This window comes from Micromonospora sp. NPDC051296 (assembly GCF_040682255.1).
In the GTDB taxonomy this organism is placed as follows: Bacteria; Actinomycetota; Actinomycetes; order Mycobacteriales; family Micromonosporaceae; genus Micromonospora; species Micromonospora craterilacus.
On the sequence record NZ_JBFBAO010000009.1, the window covers coordinates 1 to 15,610 of the forward strand.

14 protein-coding genes are annotated in these 15,610 nt (G+C 70.8%); 12 read left to right on the forward strand and 2 right to left on the reverse strand.

What is annotated here, in order from left to right; all coding sequences use genetic code 11:
* From AB0M52_RS01860 to AB0M52_RS01900, 9 genes are all read left to right on the forward strand, one after another.
* Positions 1–374 (forward strand): molybdopterin dinucleotide binding domain-containing protein (locus AB0M52_RS01860; protein WP_363947536.1); only part of this gene is annotated, 374 nt, incomplete at its 5' end.
* Positions 371–1,723, forward strand: a complete 1,353-nt coding sequence (gene nuoH, locus AB0M52_RS01865) for an NADH-quinone oxidoreductase subunit NuoH (RefSeq protein WP_363947539.1) — start codon at positions 371–373, stop codon at positions 1,721–1,723. The genes AB0M52_RS01860 and nuoH, both read left to right, overlap by 4 nt.
* Before the next feature lies 1 nt (position 1,724).
* On the forward strand, positions 1,725–2,366 hold the full coding sequence (nuoI, locus tag AB0M52_RS01870) for an NADH-quinone oxidoreductase subunit NuoI (RefSeq protein ID WP_363947541.1): 642 nt from the start codon (positions 1,725–1,727) through the stop codon (positions 2,364–2,366).
* The gene (locus AB0M52_RS01875; protein ID WP_363947543.1) at positions 2,363–3,133 is read left to right on the forward strand and encodes an NADH-quinone oxidoreductase subunit J; all 771 of its coding nucleotides are present in this window, start codon (positions 2,363–2,365) and stop codon (positions 3,131–3,133) included. Before nuoI ends, AB0M52_RS01875 begins: the two co-directional genes overlap by 4 nt.
* Positions 3,130–3,447: an NADH-quinone oxidoreductase subunit NuoK gene (gene nuoK, locus AB0M52_RS01880; RefSeq protein ID WP_013731028.1), complete on the forward strand. Its 318-nt coding sequence runs from the start codon at positions 3,130–3,132 to the stop codon at positions 3,445–3,447. Before AB0M52_RS01875 ends, nuoK begins: the two co-directional genes overlap by 4 nt.
* 12 nt (positions 3,448–3,459) lie before the next feature.
* Positions 3,460–5,418, forward strand: a complete 1,959-nt coding sequence (gene nuoL, locus AB0M52_RS01885) for an NADH-quinone oxidoreductase subunit L (RefSeq protein ID WP_363947546.1) — start codon at positions 3,460–3,462, stop codon at positions 5,416–5,418.
* A gap of 61 nt (positions 5,419–5,479) precedes the next feature.
* Positions 5,480–7,012: an NADH-quinone oxidoreductase subunit M gene (locus AB0M52_RS01890; RefSeq protein ID WP_363947549.1), complete on the forward strand. Its 1,533-nt coding sequence runs from the start codon at positions 5,480–5,482 to the stop codon at positions 7,010–7,012.
* A 52-nt stretch (positions 7,013–7,064) separates the two neighbouring features.
* The gene (gene nuoN, locus AB0M52_RS01895; protein ID WP_363947552.1) at positions 7,065–8,615 is read left to right on the forward strand and encodes an NADH-quinone oxidoreductase subunit NuoN; all 1,551 of its coding nucleotides are present in this window, start codon (positions 7,065–7,067) and stop codon (positions 8,613–8,615) included.
* A gap of 103 nt (positions 8,616–8,718) precedes the next feature.
* Positions 8,719–9,792 carry a polyprenyl synthetase family protein gene (locus tag AB0M52_RS01900; RefSeq protein ID WP_363947555.1) on the forward strand — a complete coding sequence of 358 codons (1,074 nt, stop codon included), beginning with the start codon at positions 8,719–8,721 and terminating at the stop codon, positions 9,790–9,792.
* Between the two features lie 36 nt (positions 9,793–9,828).
* On the opposite strand, the gene AB0M52_RS01905 is transcribed toward AB0M52_RS01900, so the two are convergent.
* On the reverse strand, positions 9,829–11,016 hold the full coding sequence (locus AB0M52_RS01905; protein ID WP_363947557.1) for an MFS transporter: 1,188 nt from the start codon (positions 11,014–11,016) through the stop codon (positions 9,829–9,831).
* Positions 11,017–11,170: 154 nt separating this feature from the next.
* Here AB0M52_RS01905 and AB0M52_RS01910 point away from each other — a divergent pair, with 154 nt between their 5' ends.
* On the forward strand, positions 11,171–11,953 hold the full coding sequence (locus AB0M52_RS01910) for an IclR family transcriptional regulator C-terminal domain-containing protein (protein ID WP_363947560.1): 783 nt from the start codon (positions 11,171–11,173) through the stop codon (positions 11,951–11,953).
* A gap of 65 nt (positions 11,954–12,018) precedes the next feature.
* Here AB0M52_RS01910 and AB0M52_RS01915 read toward each other — a convergent pair whose 3' ends face one another.
* Positions 12,019–14,145: a PhoX family phosphatase gene (locus tag AB0M52_RS01915; RefSeq protein WP_363947563.1), complete on the reverse strand. Its 2,127-nt coding sequence runs from the start codon at positions 14,143–14,145 to the stop codon at positions 12,019–12,021.
* 225 nt (positions 14,146–14,370) lie between these two features.
* Here AB0M52_RS01915 and AB0M52_RS01920 point away from each other — a divergent pair, with 225 nt between their 5' ends.
* Together AB0M52_RS01920 and AB0M52_RS01925 are read left to right on the forward strand one after the other, a co-directional pair.
* Entirely contained in the window at positions 14,371–14,886 is a 516-nt protein-coding gene (locus AB0M52_RS01920; protein ID WP_111218400.1) for a sigma-70 family RNA polymerase sigma factor, read from the forward strand.
* Positions 14,883–15,578 carry a zf-HC2 domain-containing protein gene (locus AB0M52_RS01925; protein ID WP_363947565.1) on the forward strand — a complete coding sequence of 232 codons (696 nt, stop codon included), beginning with the start codon at positions 14,883–14,885 and terminating at the stop codon, positions 15,576–15,578. Before AB0M52_RS01920 ends, AB0M52_RS01925 begins: the two co-directional genes overlap by 4 nt.
* Positions 15,579–15,610 lie beyond the last annotated feature (32 nt).

The following is a 15,610-nucleotide window of genomic DNA, read 5'->3' on the forward strand; positions in this document are numbered from 1 at the left end:
TGCTGGCGACCTGGCACCAGCTGGTCGACCTGGGCAGCCTCACCGACGGTGACGAGCACCTGGGCGGCACGGCCCGCCCGCCGGTGGTGCGGATGGGCAAGGGCAGCGCGGAGGCGCTCGGTATCGCCGACGGTGACCCGGTGACGGTGGGCACCGACCGGGGGGCGCTGACCCTTCCGGCGGCGATCACCGAGATGCCGGACGGCGTGGTCTGGCTGCCCACCAACTCGCCCGGCGCGACCGTGCGGCGCAGCCTGGGCGCGACGTCCGGCGCGGTGGTGCGGATCTCCGCACCCGGCACGACCGAGCCGGTCGCCGCCGACGCGGCCGGCCGTCCGGGCCCGCTTCTCAACTCCTCCGGGGGTAACCAGTGAGTCAAACGCTCCTTGCCCAGGCGCCGTCGCTGACCGACTTCGGCCACGACCCGTGGTGGCTGATCCTCGGCAAGATCGTCTTCGCCTTCGTCGTCGCCCTGCTCGGCACGCTGCTCGGCGTCTGGTTCGAGCGGCGGGTCGTCGGCTTCATGCAGGTGCGGCCGGGCCCCAACCAGCTCGGCCCGTTCGGCCTGCTGCAGACGCTCGCCGACGGCCTGAAGATGGCCTTCAAGGAGGACATCCTCCCGAAGTCGGCGGACAAGGTCATCTACTTCTTCGCCCCGGCCATCTCGGTGATCTGCGCGGTCACCGCGCTGTCGGTGATCCCCTTCGGCCCGATGGTGAGCATCTTCGGCCACCAGACGCCGCTACAGGTCACCGACGTGCCGGTGGCGGTGCTGGTGGTGCTCGCTCTCTCGTCGATGGCGGTGTACGGCATCGTGCTCGCCGGCTGGGCCTCCGGCTCGACCTACCCGCTGCTCGGCGGCCTGCGCTCCAGCGCCCAGCTGATCTCCTACGAGGTGGCGCTGGGTCTGTCCATCGTGGCCGTGTTCATGCTCTCCGGCACGATGTCCACCAGCGAGATCGTGGCCGCCCAGGGCAACGGCACCACGTTGAGCCTGTTCGGCCTCGACATCCCGACGCCGGGCTGGTATGCGGTGCTGCTCTTCCCCAGCTTCGTGGTCTTCTTCATCGCCATCGTCGGCGAGACCAACCGGCCGCCGTTCGACCTGCCCGAGGCGGAGTCGGAGCTGGTGGCCGGCTTCATGACCGAGTACAGCTCGCTGAAGTTCGCGCTGATCATGCTCAGCGAGTACGTCGCGATGGTGACCATGTCGGCCTTCACGGTGACGCTCTTCCTGGGCGGCTGGTACGCGCCGTGGCCGATCAGCGCCTGGTCGGGGGCCAACTCCGGCTGGTGGCCGCTGCTCTGGTTCTTCGGCAAGGTCATCCTGCTGGTCTTCGTCTTCGTCTGGCTGCGTGGCACGCTGCCCCGGCTCCGCTACGACCAGCTCATGCGCCTTGGCTGGAAGGTACTGATCCCGATCAGCCTGGTCTGGATCGTGGTCCTCGCCGGCCTGCGCACCATCGGCGACTGGGACACCACGAGCCGCCTGTACGCCATCGGCATCCCGGCCGGCCTCGTGCTGCTCGCCGCGGTGTTCTGGCCATCCCGTAAGCCGCAGCCGCAGCCGACCCTCGCCGAGCAGGTCGAGAACCGGCCGCAGGGCAGCTTCCCGCTGCCCCCGATGGATCTGCAGGTACCACCGAGCCCGCGCACCCGGCGCATGGTCGCCGAGCGGGAGCCGGCCAACGTTCCCGCCGGCCAGGACTCTGAGGAGGTGTGACGTGGGCGCGATCACCGGAACGTTCAAGGGCTTCGGGGTCACCTTCTCGCACATGTTCAGGAAGGTCGTCACCACCGACTACCCGTTCACCCCGCCGACCCCGGCGCCGCGCTACCACGGGCGGCACGTTCTCAACCGGCACCCGGACGGGCTGGAGAAGTGCATCGGCTGTGAGCTGTGCGCCTGGGCCTGCCCGGCGGACGCGATCTTCGTCGAGGGCGGCGACAACACCGACGAGCAGCGCTTCTCGCCGGGTGAGCGGTACGCCAGCAACTACCAGATCAACTACGCCAGGTGCATCTTCTGCGGACTGTGCATCGAGGCCTGCCCGACCCGGTCGTTGACGATGAGCAACGAGTACGAGCTGGCCCGGGACAACCGGCAGGATCTGATCTTCACCAAGGAGCAGCTGCTCGCGCCGCTGCTGCCGGGGATGGAGCAGCCGCCGCACCCGATGCGCCTGGGCGACAGCGAGAAGGACTACTACGTCGGCAGCCTGACCAATCCGGGCACCTCGGCCGGGGCCGAGCGCTCGCCGATGGGTCCGGGCCGCTACCAGGTGGACGAGCACCCGGGCGTCACCTTCCCCGGTGCCGAGCAGGCCGCCCAGCGGGCCGCTGCGGAAAAGGGAGAGACGGCATGACCACGTCGACGGTGCTCGCCGCCGCGGGTGCGGTCTCCGGCGGCGAGGCGGTGACCTTCTGGATCCTCGCCCCGCTGGCACTGGCCGGTGCGATCGGCATGGTCGCGGCCCGCAACGCGGTGCACTCGGCGCTCTGGCTGGTGCTGACCATGCTCAGCCTGGGCGTGTTCTACGTGCTCCAGGCCGGACCGTTCATCGGCATGGTGCAGATCATCGTCTACACCGGCGCGATCATGATGCTCTTCCTGTTCGTGCTGATGCTGGTCGGTCGGGACGCCTCCGACTCGCTGATCGAGGTGCTCCGCGGTCAGCGGATCGCCGCGATCGGGCTGGGCGTCGGCCTCGCCGGCCTGCTCGGCAGCGGGGTCTACCGGGCCACGCAGGGCAGCGTCCCGGTCGGTCTGGAGCAGGCCAACGCGGGCGGCAACGTGCAGGGCATCGCCAAGCTGCTCTTCACCGACTTCCTCTTCGCGTTCGAGCTGACCGCGGCGCTGCTGATCACCGCCACCATCGGCGGCATGATCCTGGCGCACGTCGAGCGGCGCAAGGAGGACAAGCGCGACCAGGTGGCCACCATGAAGGCCCGCTTCGCGCCCGGCAACTACCCCGGCCCGAAGCCCGGCCCGGGTGTCTTCGCCACCTCCTCGTCGGTCGCCACCCCGGCCCGCCTGCCGGACGGCCGGTTGAGCGACCGGAGCACGTCGGACATCCTTCCGGTGCGGGAGCTGACCGCCGAGGAGACCACGCTGAAGGGCACCGAAAAATGAGTGACTTCTTCTCGGTGGAGCCGAACTACTACCTGGTCCTCGCCGCGGTGCTGTTCACCATCGGCGCGGCCGGCGTGCTGGTCCGGCGGAACGCGATCGTGCTGTTCATGTGCGTCGAGCTGATGCTCAACGCGGCCAACCTGGCGCTGGTCACCTTCAGCCGGATGAACGGTGACCTCAACGGCCAGATCATGGCGTTCTTCGTGATGGTGGTAGCGGCGGCTGAGGTCGTGGTCGGGCTGGCCATCATCATGGCGATCTTCCGCACCCGGCGCTCCGCCAGCGTCGACGACGCCAACCTGCTGAAGTACTAGAGGGGCCCACCGGTGGACGAAATCTTGACGTACGCCCAGGCTGCTCCGGCCGAGACCGTCTCGTTCGCGACGGCCGACGGGCTGCTGAGCAGCGTCTGGCTGCTGGTGGCGATCCCGCTGGTCAGCGCGGCGGTGCTGCTGCTGCTCGGCAAGCGGGCCGACCGTTGGGGGCACTGGCTCGGGGTGGCCGCGGTCGGTGCCGCATTCGTGCTGGGCCTGACCTATTTCTTCGGCCTGCGCAGCCTGGACAACAAGTCGGTCGAGCTGAGCCTCTGGGACTTCATCGCGGTCGGCGGCCTGCACGTCGACTTCGGCCTGCTGTTCGACCCGCTGGCCGGCGTGTTCGTCCTGCTGATCACCGGCGTGGGCTTCCTGATCCACCTGTACGCGGTCGAGTACATGGCGCACGACCCGGGTCGGCGGCGGTTCTTCGCCTACTTCAACCTGTTCGTTGCGGCCATGCTGCTGCTGGTCCTCGGCAACAACTACGTGATGCTGTACTTCGGCTGGGAGGGCGTCGGTCTGGCGTCGTACCTGCTGATCAGCTTCTGGTACACCAAGCCGGCCGCCGCCACCGCCGGCAAGAAGGCGTTCCTGATGAACCGGGTCGGCGACGCCGGCCTGGCCATCGGCATCTTCATCCTGTTCGCCACCCTGGGCACCACCCAGTACGACGAGGTGTTCAACAACGTCGGCGCGCTGGCCGGCGGCACCGTGCTGGTGCTCGGCCTGCTCCTGCTGCTCGGCGCGGCCGGCAAGTCCGGCCAGTTCCCGCTCCAGGCGTGGTTGCCGGACGCGATGGAGGGCCCGACCCCGGTGTCGGCGCTCATCCACGCCGCGACGATGGTCACCGCCGGCGTCTACCTGATCGCCCGGTCCAACCCGATCTTCTCGGCGAACCACACCCTGCAACTGGTCGTGGTCAGCGTCGGCGCGCTGACCCTGCTGCTCGGCGCGATCATCGGCTGCGCCAAGGACGACATCAAGCGGGTGCTGGCCTGGTCGACGGTGAGCCAGATCGGCTACATGTTCCTCGGCGTCGGCCTGGGTGGCGCGGCGTACGCGCTGGCCATCGTGCATCTGCTGGCGCACGGCTTCTTCAAGGCGAACATGTTCCTCGGCGCCGGCTCGGTCATGCACGGCATGAACGACCAGGTGGACATCCGCCGCTTCGGCGGGCTGTCGAAGTACATGAAGATCACCTGGCTGACCTTCGGGGCCGGCTGGCTGGCCATCATCGGCATGTACCCGTTCTCCGGCTTCTGGTCGAAGGAGCCGATCGTCCTCGCGGCGTTCGCCCGGGAGGGCTGGAGCGGCTGGCTTTTCGGCGGTGCCGCGCTGCTCGGTGCCGGGCTGACCGCGTTCTACATGACCCGGCTGTTCGTGCTCACCTTCCACGGGCCGAAGCGGTGGACCGAGGACATCGAGCACCCGCACGAGTCCCCGCCGCTGATGACGATCCCGCTGATCCTGCTCGGCATCGGCTCGCTCGGTGCCGGCTGGCTGCTGGCCACCTCGGTGCCGGACTGGCTGACCGCCACCGCCGGGCTCGGCGTGCTGGAGGAGAGCCACGAGGGGGCGCTGTCGCACTACGCGGTCACCGCGCTCGCCCTGGGGATCACCGTGCTCGGCGCGGTGCTGGGCTGGTTCCTGTTCCGCAACGGCACGGCGACCACGCCGCAGCCGGCCGGGGTGCTGGTCACCGCCGCCCGCAAGAACCTCTACACCGACACCGTCAACGAGGCGGTCTTCGAGAAGCCGGGCATCTTCCTCACCCGGGCGCTGGTCTACCTGGACAACCGGGGCATCGACGGGCTGGTCAACGGCCTGGCCGCGGGGGTCGGTGGCGGCTCGGGTCGGCTCCGGCGGCTGCAGACCGGCTTCGTCCGGTCGTACGCCACCTCGATCCTGACCGGCGCGCTGCTGGTGGTGGCCGCGTTCCTGGCGGTACAGGCGGGGTGGTTCGCGTGATCGCCCTTCAGGCGGCCGTCACCGGCGGACCGCGCATCGACGACGGAGGTAAGGCCGCATAATGTCCGACTTCCCGTTCCTCTCGGTGCTCACCGTGGCGCCGCTGGTCGGCGCCGTGGTGGTCGCCCTCCTGCCGCGCAGCCGGCCGACGCTGGCCAAGCAGGTGGCGCTCGGCTGGTCGCTGCTGGTGCTGGCGCTGTCGGTGGTCATGTGGGTGACCTTCCAGGTCGATGGCGACCGGTTCCAGTTCCGCGAGTCGTACCCGTGGATCCCGAACTGGGGCGTCAACTTCACCTTCGCCGCCGACGGCATCGCGCTGGTCATGTTGATGCTGATCGCGGTGCTGGTGCCGCTGGTGATCCTGGCCTCCTGGCACGACGCGGAGTCCTCCAAGCGCTCCGTGCCGGCCTACTTCGCGCTGCTGCTCGTCCTCGAGTGCACGATGATCGGCGTCTTCGCCGCCGCCGACGTCTTCCTGTTCTACGTGTTCTTCGAGGTCATGCTGGTGCCGATGTACTTCCTCATCGGCAGCTACGGCGGCCACCAGCGGCAGTACGCGGCGGTCAAGTTCTTCCTCTACTCGCTGGTCGGCGGCCTGTTCATGCTGGCCGCGGTGATCGGCCTGTGGGTGGTCGGCGGGAAGACCTTCGACTGGGTGGCGCTGTCCCAGGTGGACATCTCCACCGGTGCCGAGCGCTGGCTGTTCCTCGGGTTCTTCATCGCCTTCGCGATCAAGGCGCCGTTCTTCCCGTTCCACACCTGGCTGCCGGACGCCGGTGGCGCGGCACCCGCCGGTGCCGCCGCGCTGCTCGTCGGCGTGCTGGACAAGGTTGGCACCTTCGGCATCCTGCGCTACTGCCTGCCGCTGTTCCCGGACGCGGCCCAGTGGTTCGCGCCGTGGGCGCTGGCACTTGCGGTGATCGGCATCATCTACGCCGCGCTGCTGGCGGTCGGGCAGAACGACCTGAAGCGGCTGGTGTCGTACACGTCGATCGCCCACTTCGGCTTCATCGGCGTGGGTATCTTCGCCTTCACCACCCAGGCGGGCACCGGCGCCGTGCTCTACATGGTCAACCACGGGCTCGCCACCGGCCTGCTCTTCCTGGTGGTGGGCATGCTGATCGCGCGCCGGGGCTCGGCGCTGGTCAGCGACTTCGGTGGTGCCGGCAAGCTCGTCCCGGTGCTGGCCGGGGTGCTCTTCTTCGCCGGTCTCGCCTCGCTGGCGCTGCCCGGTACCGCGCCGTTCGTCTCCGAGTTCCTGGTGCTGATCGGCACGTTCACGGTGAACAAGCCGGTCGCGGTGATCGCCACGCTGGGCATCATCCTGGCCGCGGCGTACGTGCTGTGGATGGTGCAGCGCACCACGCAGGGCACCCTGAACCCGGCGCTGACCGAGATCGACGGGATGAAGCGTGACCTCAACCTGCGGGAGAAGGTCGTGGTCGCCCCGCTGATCGCGCTGATCGTGCTGCTCGGCTTCTACCCGAAGCCGGTGACGGACGTGATCAACCCCGCCATCCAGGCGACCATGGAGGACGTCGGCCGGACCGACCCGGCCCCGTCGGTAGGCACCGTCCAGGAGGCGACCCGGTGAGCGCGAGGAGTGAGCTCGCGAGCCCCGCAGTCGCGAACGAAAGGTTGGCCCGGTGAACGAGTTCGTAATGCCGCCGATCGACTACGCGGCACTCGCACCGATCCTGATCATGATGGGCGCGGCGGTGCTCGGGGTGTTGGTCGAGGCGTTCGTGCCCCGGCGGCTGCGGCACCCCATCCAGCTGCCGCTGGCGCTGCTGGCGCTGCTCGCCGCGCTGACCATGGTGGTGTTCAACGCCGACAAGCGGGTGATCACCATCGGGGTGATCGCGATCGACGGCCCGACGCTGTTCCTCCAGGGCGCGATCCTGGTCCTGGCGGCGATGGCGCTGCTGCTGGTCGGTGAGCGGGCGATCGAGCGCGGTGGCGCGTTCGTCGCCCAGGCCGCCATCACGGCCGACTCGCCCGACGACCGGCGGCAGGCCGAGCGGGCCGGTGGAGCCGGCGAGGTCTACCCGCTGGTGACCTTCGCGGTCGGCGGCATGCTGATCTTCGTGTCGGCGAACGACCTGCTGACCATGTTCATCGCGCTCGAGGTCTTCTCGCTGCCGCTCTACCTGCTCTGCGCGCTGGCCCGCCGCCGGCGGCTGCTGAGCCAGGAGGCGGCGATGAAGTACTTCCTGCTCGGCGCGTACGCCTCGGCCTTCTTCCTGTTCGGGCTGGCCATGATCTACGGCTTCACCGCGGGTCTGGGCGACCGCGCCGCCGGGGTCGACTTCGCCACGATCCACGCGGCCGTGACCAACTCCACCGCGAGCCCGGTGCTGCTCTTCGCCGGTATGGCCCTGGTCGCCATCGGACTGCTGTTCAAGGCGGCCGCCGCGCCGTTCCACGTCTGGACGCCGGACGTCTACCAGGGCGCGCCGACTCCGGTGACCGGCTTCATGGCGGCCTGCACCAAGGTCGCCGCGTTCGGTGCCCTGCTGCGGGTGTTCCACGTCGCCTTCGAGGGGGCGCGGTGGGACTTCACCCCGGTGCTCGGCGCGGTCGCGGTGCTCACCATGCTGGTCGGCGCGGTGTTCGCGGTCACCCAGACCGACATCAAGCGGCTGCTCGCATACTCGTCCATCGCCAACGCCGGTTACCTGCTGGTCGGGGTGCTGGCACCGGGGCGCGACGGGCTCTCCGGCACCATGTTCTACCTGGTCGCGTACGGCTTCACGGTGCTGGCCGCGTTCGCGGTGGTGACCCTGGTACGGGACGCCGACGGGGAGGCCACCCACCTGTCCCGGTGGGCCGGGCTGGGCCGGCGGTCGCCGCTGTACGCCTCGGTGTTCACCTTCATCCTGCTCGCCTTCGCCGGTATCCCGCTGACCAGCGGCTTCACCAGCAAGTTCGCGGTCTTCGGCCCGGCCCTGGCCGGTGGGCAGACGTGGCTGGTGATCGCCGGCGTGCTGACCAGCATGGTGCTGGCCTTCCCGTACCTGCGGGTCGTGGTGATGATGTGGCTCTCCGAGCCGGGCGACTCGACCCCGACGGTCACCGTGCCCGGCGCGTTGACCTCGGCGGCGCTGGTTATCGGGGTGCTCGCCACCCTGGTGCTCGGCGTCGCGCCGGCAGCGCTGCTCGACCTGGCCACCGGAGCCGCGGACTTCGTCCGCTAGCGACGACACCTGTCGTACCGAGGGCCGGCCCATGCCTGTGGGCCGGCCCTCGCCGCGTATCCCCGGTCCGGTGCAGGTAGAGCCCGTGTGGCATGGTGGAGACGTGGTGATTAGCGGTGGCGAGCGTTCAGGTGTCACCGGCTCCGGTGACGGCCGGAGCCGGCGCGGCGCGGGTCAGTTCGGCGCGCTCGGCCTTCATCTCGCCGACCCCCGCACCGAGGATTCCGTGCTGGGTCTGCTGGAGGCCATCGAGGCGGAGCTGCGGGGCAGCGTCGCCAGCGCCGACCCGTTCGTGACGGAGGCCGCGCGGCACCTGGTGGAGGCCGGCGGCAAGCGGTTCCGGCCGCTGCTGGTGGCCCTCGCCGCCCAGTTCGGCGACCCGGTCCGCGCGCAGGTCGTGTCGGCCGCCGTGGTGGTGGAGCTGACCCACCTGGCCACGCTGTACCACGACGACGTGATGGACGAGGCTCCGGTGCGCCGGGGTGCGCCCAGCGCCAACTCCCGCTGGACCAACTCGGTGGCCATCCTGGTCGGTGACTACCTCTTCGCCCGGGCCGCGGATGTCGCCGCCGAGCTGGGCCCCGAGGCGGTACGCCTGCAGGCCCGCACCTTCGCCCGGCTGGTGCACGGCCAGATCGCCGAGACCGTCGGTCCCCGGGCCGGCGACGACCCGGTGACGCACTACCTGCGGGTGATCGCGGAGAAGACCGGCTCGCTGATCGCCACCAGTGCGCACTTTGGTGGCCTGTTCAGCGGGGCCACGCCGGAGCACGTGGCGGCGCTGGCCGGGTACGGCGAGACCATCGGGGTGGCGTTCCAGCTCTCCGACGACCTGCTGGACATCGCCAGCGAGTCGGCGGAGTCGGGCAAGACGCCCGGCACCGACCTGCGGGAGGGCGTACCAACGCTGCCGGTGCTCTACGCCCTCGCCTCCGACGACGCCGACGCGGCCTCGGTGCGGCTGCGCGAGATCCTGGCCACCGGCCCGTTGACCAACGACGCCCTGCACGCCGAAGCTCTTGGCCTGCTCCGCGAGAGCCCCGCGCTCAAGCGCGCCCGGGAGACGGTCCGCAGCTACGCCGAGGACGCCCGCACCCGGCTGGCCCCGCTCCCCGACGTCTCCGCCCGCCGCGCCCTCGAATCCCTCTGCGACCACATCGCCGACCGCACCAGCTGACCACCCCGAAGCAGGGGTTGACGGCGAGTTCCTCGATCAATCCTTGTCCGCTGGGGTGGGGAGGAGACGGGTGGCGATGAGCATGAGCGCGGCGGCGGCGAGCATGGCGATGGCGGCGGTCAGCCACATGGCGGGGTAGCCGGCTGCGGCGGCCAGGGGGCCAAGGGCGAGCGGGCCGAGGCAGCCGCCCGCGTACACCCCGGTCTGGGTGATGGAGGTGGCGGCGGCGGGCGCCTGGGGGTGTAGCCGGACCACCGCGAAGTTCATCAGCCCCGGCCACGACCAGCCCAGGCCGAAGCCGAGTAGTACGCCGACCACGAGCGGCCCGGTGCCGGCCACCGCGAGCAGGCCCAGCCCCACCGAGCCGGCCACCAGCAGGCCGGCGATCACCGAAACGTGCCCGCCGGAACGGCGGTCGGCCAGCCAGCCCACGCCGACCCGGGCGGCCACGCAGACCGCGCTGCCGAGGGTCAGGGTGAGCCCGGCGAGGGCAGGCCCGAGACCCCGGTCGGCGGAGGCATCCACCACGAAAGTGCCCAGGGCGTTCGCCGCGCCGGCGGCGAGCGTCGCGGCCACCCCGACGACGATCAGCCCCAGGCTCGCGCTCCCGGCGCTCTTGGCGGGTCGGCGGGCCGGGCGCGGGCCCTGCGCGGGTACCGCCGGTAGCGCGGCCAGCGCGGCGCCGGCCGCGGCCACGAACGCCCAGCGCCAGCCGACGGTGAGGGCCAGGGTGGGCACCGCCGCGCCGGCCAGCAGGGTGGAGACGGGGATGGCGGCCTGCTTTACGCCGAACGACAGACCCTGTCGCCGCGCCGGCACGTGCCGGGCCAGCAGCACGTTGCTGGACAGTTGGCCGAGCGCGTTCGCGGTGCCGGCGACGGCCAGCAGGCCGACCAGCATCGGGTACGACCGGGCCAGCACCGCCACCGCGAGCAGGCTGCCGGCGGAGACCAGGATGCCGGTGCGGGCCACCACGGCACCGCCCCACCGCTCGACCAGCGCTCCGGAGGGGACCGAGGCCAGCGCGCCGACCCCGAAGTAGACCGCCACGACGAGCCCCAGCCCGGCGGGGGAGAAGCCCAACTCCTCCCGCATCTGCACGGCGAGACCGCCGACCAGGAAGACCGGGAGGACACAGGCGATGGTGACGGCGACGGCGACGGCGCTGGCCCGGACGGGCCGGGTGACGACCTCCGGACTGCGGGCAGGGGCGATGTTGGTCATGGTCAGGCAAACCTATGCCAGCCACGTTGCGGCGACAGAAAGTGCGGCCCACCTCACGTCCCGTACGGGATGATCAAGGATCATCCACCCGATCAGGCGTTTCGCGGCGGGCCGCAATTTCATATGGTGTAAGTCCCCGGTGGCGGAGGTGGTTGTGCGTGACCCCCTGGCGGAACCTTCGGACCTGATCCGGAGTGTCTCCCGCGCGCTTCGAGTGCTCGAGTCGGTCGGTCGTGCCCCGCGCGGGCTGACGGTGAAACAGATCGCCCGGCGTTGCGAGCTGACCGTGGCCACCACGTATCACCTGGTTCGCACCCTCGCGTACGAGGGCTACGTGATCCGCCGCGAGGACGGCACGTACATCGTCGGCCTGGAGGTGGCCGACCGCTACCGGGAACTGGTCGCCGCGTTCCGCGGCTCACCGGCGATCGGGGAGAGCCTGCGCCGGGCCGCGCTGGAGACCGGCTGGAGCCACTACCTCGGCCGGTTCGTGGGCGGTCAGGTGGCGGTCACCGCCGTCGCGGAGGGGAACCGCTCGCCGTACCTGGAGGACCTCGTTCCCGGGTTCGACGAGGGGGCGCACGCGACCGCGCTCGGCAAGGCCCTGCTCGCCACGCTCACCGCCGAGCAACGGCACCGCTATCTGCGGGAGTACGGCATGCGCCCGTTCACCAGTGCCACCCTGACCACCCCGGAAGCCTTCGAGGTCGACCTGGCGGCCGGGGATCGGCGCGGGATGCAGCTGGAGATGGGTCAGTTCCGCCAGGGGGTGGCCTGCGCCGCGGTCCTGGTCAGCCCGGACAAGGACATGGAGCGACGGACGGTGCTGGCCTGCGCGTTGCCGGCCAGCGAGATGATGACCTCCGCCCGGGTGGTCCGGACGAAACTGCTCGCCGCCGCCCGCGCGATCGCCGACGGCCTCGCCGCGGAAAGCTGAGACGGCCCCCTCCCTGGTGGGGAGAGGGCCGTCGCGGGGCGGCCGGCGCGGGCGCCGGGGCGGGGTCAGCTACCGACCGGTCCGCCGTCCAGCCGCCAGGTCACCACCACACCCGGCTTGGCGTAGTCGCCGTCGGGCCAGGTGGACGCCGGGTTCTCGACCGTGGCACCGGTGATCTCGCCCGGGTGCTGCACGGCGACGAAAAGCGAACGGTTGTCGCCGGTGATGAACGGGCCGCAGGTCTCCGCGCCGAACGGCACGGTCAGGAACTGCTTCAGGTGGCCCCGCTCCGGCCCCTCGGTCGCCGTGGCGAAGAGGCCGTCGTTGCTGCCGAGGGCGTTGCCGTCGGTGGAGATCCAGAGGTTGCCGGTGGCGTCGAAGGCCACGTTGTCCGGGCAGGAGATCGGCGAGACCTTGGTCTTGTCGTACCCGGAGAAGTAGGTGGCCGGGTCCGCCGGGTCGCCGCAGACGATCGGCAGCGACCAGGTGAACGCGTCGGAGGTGTTGTCCCCCCGGTCCTCGACCAACTCCAGGATCTGCCCGTGCCGGTTGGCGTTACGCGGGTTCGCCTCGTCCGCCTTGGGGTTGCTGCCGACACCCCGGTTGGTGTTGTTGGTCAGCGCCACGTACACCTTGCCGGTGTGCAGGCTCGGCTCGACGTCCTCCGGGCGGTCCATCTTGGTCGCGCCGACCTTGTCGCCGGCGAACCGGGTGAAGGTGAGCACCTCGGCGGCGGTCAGGCCGTCCACGTAGGAGCGGTTGCCGCTGACCAGCTTGATCCAGCGGCCCTTGCCGTTGAAGGCCCCGTCGCTGGGCAGCTTGCCGGAGCCGTCGATCTCGTCGGCGCTGGTCTGGTCGAGCTTGGCGACGTAGAGCGTGCCGGACTCCAGCAGCGTCAGGTTGTGCTTGCGGGCGACCCAGGAGTTGCCCTTCATGAACTTCTTGTCCGAGACGAACTTGTAGAGGTAGTCGAAGCGCTCGTCGTCGCCCATGTACGCGACCACGTGCCCGCTCTTGGCGACGATGACGTTCGCGCCCTCGTGCTTGAACCGGCCCATCGCGGTGTGCTTGCGCGGCCGGCTCTCCGGGTCGTACGGGTCGATCTCGACGATCCAGCCGTGCCGGTTGGCCTCGTTCGGGTGCTTGGCGAGGTCGAAGCGCTCGGCGGCCCGGTCCCACTTGCGGCTGCCGCTCGGGTAGCGCGCGGTGGTGCTGATGCCGTAGCGGGCCAGCCGCGGCTTGTCGGCCTCCGGCGCGGCGTCGCCGCCGACGAAGTACTGGTTGAAGTTCTCCTCGCCGGAGAGCACGGTGCCCCAGGGGGTCACGCCACCGGCGCAGTTGTTCAGCGTGCCGACGACCGTGCGACCCTTCGGGTCGGCCGCGGTCTTCACGAAGTCGGTGCCAGCGACCGGGCCGGTCAACTCGAAGGTGCTGCTCAGCGCGTCGACCCGGCGGTTGTACGGGCGGCGGCCCGAGGTGACGGCCTGCCACTGACCGGTGCCGGCCACCCGCTCGATCTCCACCACGGACATGCCGTGGGCGGCCATCGCCACCTTCACCTGCTCGACGGTGAGCGCGTCCTGGCTGGTGAAGCCGGGGAACATCAGGTCCTCGTTGGTGTACTCGTGGTTGACCACGAGCAGCGCCCGCTTGCCGCCCTTGTCCAGCGGCAGTACGCCGACGTAGTCGTTGTTGTAGCCGAACTGCTTGGCCTGCGCGGCGGCGGTCTGCCGGTGCAGGTTGAACGCCGGCGCGCCCGGCAGCACCGGGTCGCCCCAGCGGATCACCACTGCGTGGTCGTAACCGTTGGGCACCACGAAGGTGTCCAGGGTGTTCGGCGGGATGGGCTTGAAGGTCAGCGCGCCGTTGCCGACGCCACGGCCACCGGCGCTGAACGCGGTGGCCTCGGGTACCACCGGGGCGGAGCCCGGTGCCGCGGCGGCCGCGCCGGTGCCGGCCAGCGCGCCGGCCGCGCCGCCGAAGCCGAGCACCAGTGCGCCGACCGCCCCGGCACGGACCAGGCCGCGGCGGGAGACCTCGGCGTTCACCATGTCACCGAAGTACTCGTTGTCGGAGGTGTTGGGAACCGGGTGGTCACAGGCGTTGCCGCAGCGGTACAGGCAGGTCATGGCGTCGCGGCTGCCATGGCGGGGGGTGCTCAGCAGCGGGAGCAGCCGGGGACGGTCGCTCATGGGGAGGAGCCTCCTGAGGGTCGGTGCACGCCGGTGCAGCTCACCGACGCGTACTTGCCGGACGCTAGGAGGGTGCGGTGAGCGGGGGTCGGCGTCGATGTGAACCAGCGGTGAACTCCGCGCTGGGAATCCCAGGTTTGACCTGGGAATGAACCGTTCGGCGTGACCGCACGTATCTCTCGTAGTAACGCCGCGCCCGCTCGTGCCGAGAGCGAGGAGAGGACCATCAGCGACCACGACGCCCACCTGCTGCGAGCCCTGCACGACGAGCATGGCGAGGCGCTGTACGCGCACGCCCTGCGGCTGGTCAACGGCGACCGGCAACGGGCCGAGGACCTGGTGCAGGAAACGCTGCTGCGGGCCTGGCGCCACCCGGAGTCGCTCGACCCGCGTCGCGGCTCGGTGCGCGCCTGGCTCTTCACCACCGCGCGCAACCTGGCCATCGACGCCTGGCGGCGGCGGTCCACCCGGGTCGGCGAGGTCTACACCGACGAACTGCCCGAGCCGCCGGAGGTGGTCGACGAGACGGAACGCGCCGTCGAGGCGTGGACGGTCGCGGAGGCGCTCAACCGGCTCAGCCCCTCCCACCGTGACGTGCTGGTCGAGTGCTTCTACCAGGGGCGGTCGGTCTCCGAGGCGGCCTCCCGGCTGGGGGTGCCGCCGGGCACGGTCAAGTCCCGTACCCACTACGCGCTGCGCTCACTACGGTTGGTGCTGGCCGAGATGGGGGTGACCGGATGAGCCGCTGCGACTTCGCGTACGACGATGGCGCGTACGTGCTGGGCGCCCTGTCTCCCGCCGACCGCGCGGCCTACGAGCGGCACCTCGTCGACTGTCCCGCCTGCCAGCAGTCGGTCTCTGAGATCGCCGTCCTGCCCGGCCTGCTCGGCCGAATCGACCCGGCCAGCCTGGAGCAGTTCCTGCCACCGCCGGAGAACCCCCGGGTGCCCGAGCTGGTCACCGCCGCACGGGAGCGCCGGCGTCGCGAGCGGCAGGCCAACCGGCTGCGGTACGCGGTCACCGGTCTGGCGGCCGCCGCGTTCGCCCTGGTCGCCGGCTTCGGCGTGGCGACGATGCTGCCCGGCGAACAGCCGGTCACGCCCCCGGCGGCCCAGGTGCGGATGGTCGAGATGGAGCCGGTGGCCGGGTCGGTGCCGGTGCACGCCGAGATCGGGCTGAAAGGCACCGACTGGGGCACCGAGGTGACCATGCACTGCGGGTACGACGAGCGGGCCGGTTACGGCAAGGCGTACGCCTTCCGGCTGGTGGCGCACGGCCCGGACGGCGCGCAGGAGCAGATCGGCTCGTGGCGGGCCGCGCCCGGCGACGACCTGCGGATCACCGGCGCGACCCGGTTCACCAACGCCGAACTGGTCCGCCTGGAACTCATCCGCGCCGACGGCACTCCGGTGCTCGCCTACGACGTTCGCTGACCGCCGCCGGTCACCGCGGCCGTGGCCGCCAG

Coding starts and splice junctions, on each gene's coding strand:
- AB0M52_RS01875 (WP_363947543.1), top strand. CDS start 2,363: ATGACCACGTCGACGGTGCTCGCCGCCGCGGGTGCGGTCTCCGGCGGC.
- nuoK (WP_013731028.1), top strand. CDS start 3,130: ATGAGTGACTTCTTCTCGGTGGAGCCGAACTACTACCTGGTCCTCGCC.
- AB0M52_RS01890 (WP_363947549.1), top strand. CDS start 5,480: ATGTCCGACTTCCCGTTCCTCTCGGTGCTCACCGTGGCGCCGCTGGTC.
- AB0M52_RS01905 (WP_363947557.1), bottom strand. CDS start 11,016: ATGACCAACATCGCCCCTGCCCGCAGTCCGGAGGTCGTCACCCGGCCC.
- AB0M52_RS01915 (WP_363947563.1), bottom strand. CDS start 14,145: ATGAGCGACCGTCCCCGGCTGCTCCCGCTGCTGAGCACCCCCCGCCAT.
- AB0M52_RS01925 (WP_363947565.1), top strand. CDS start 14,883: ATGAGCCGCTGCGACTTCGCGTACGACGATGGCGCGTACGTGCTGGGC.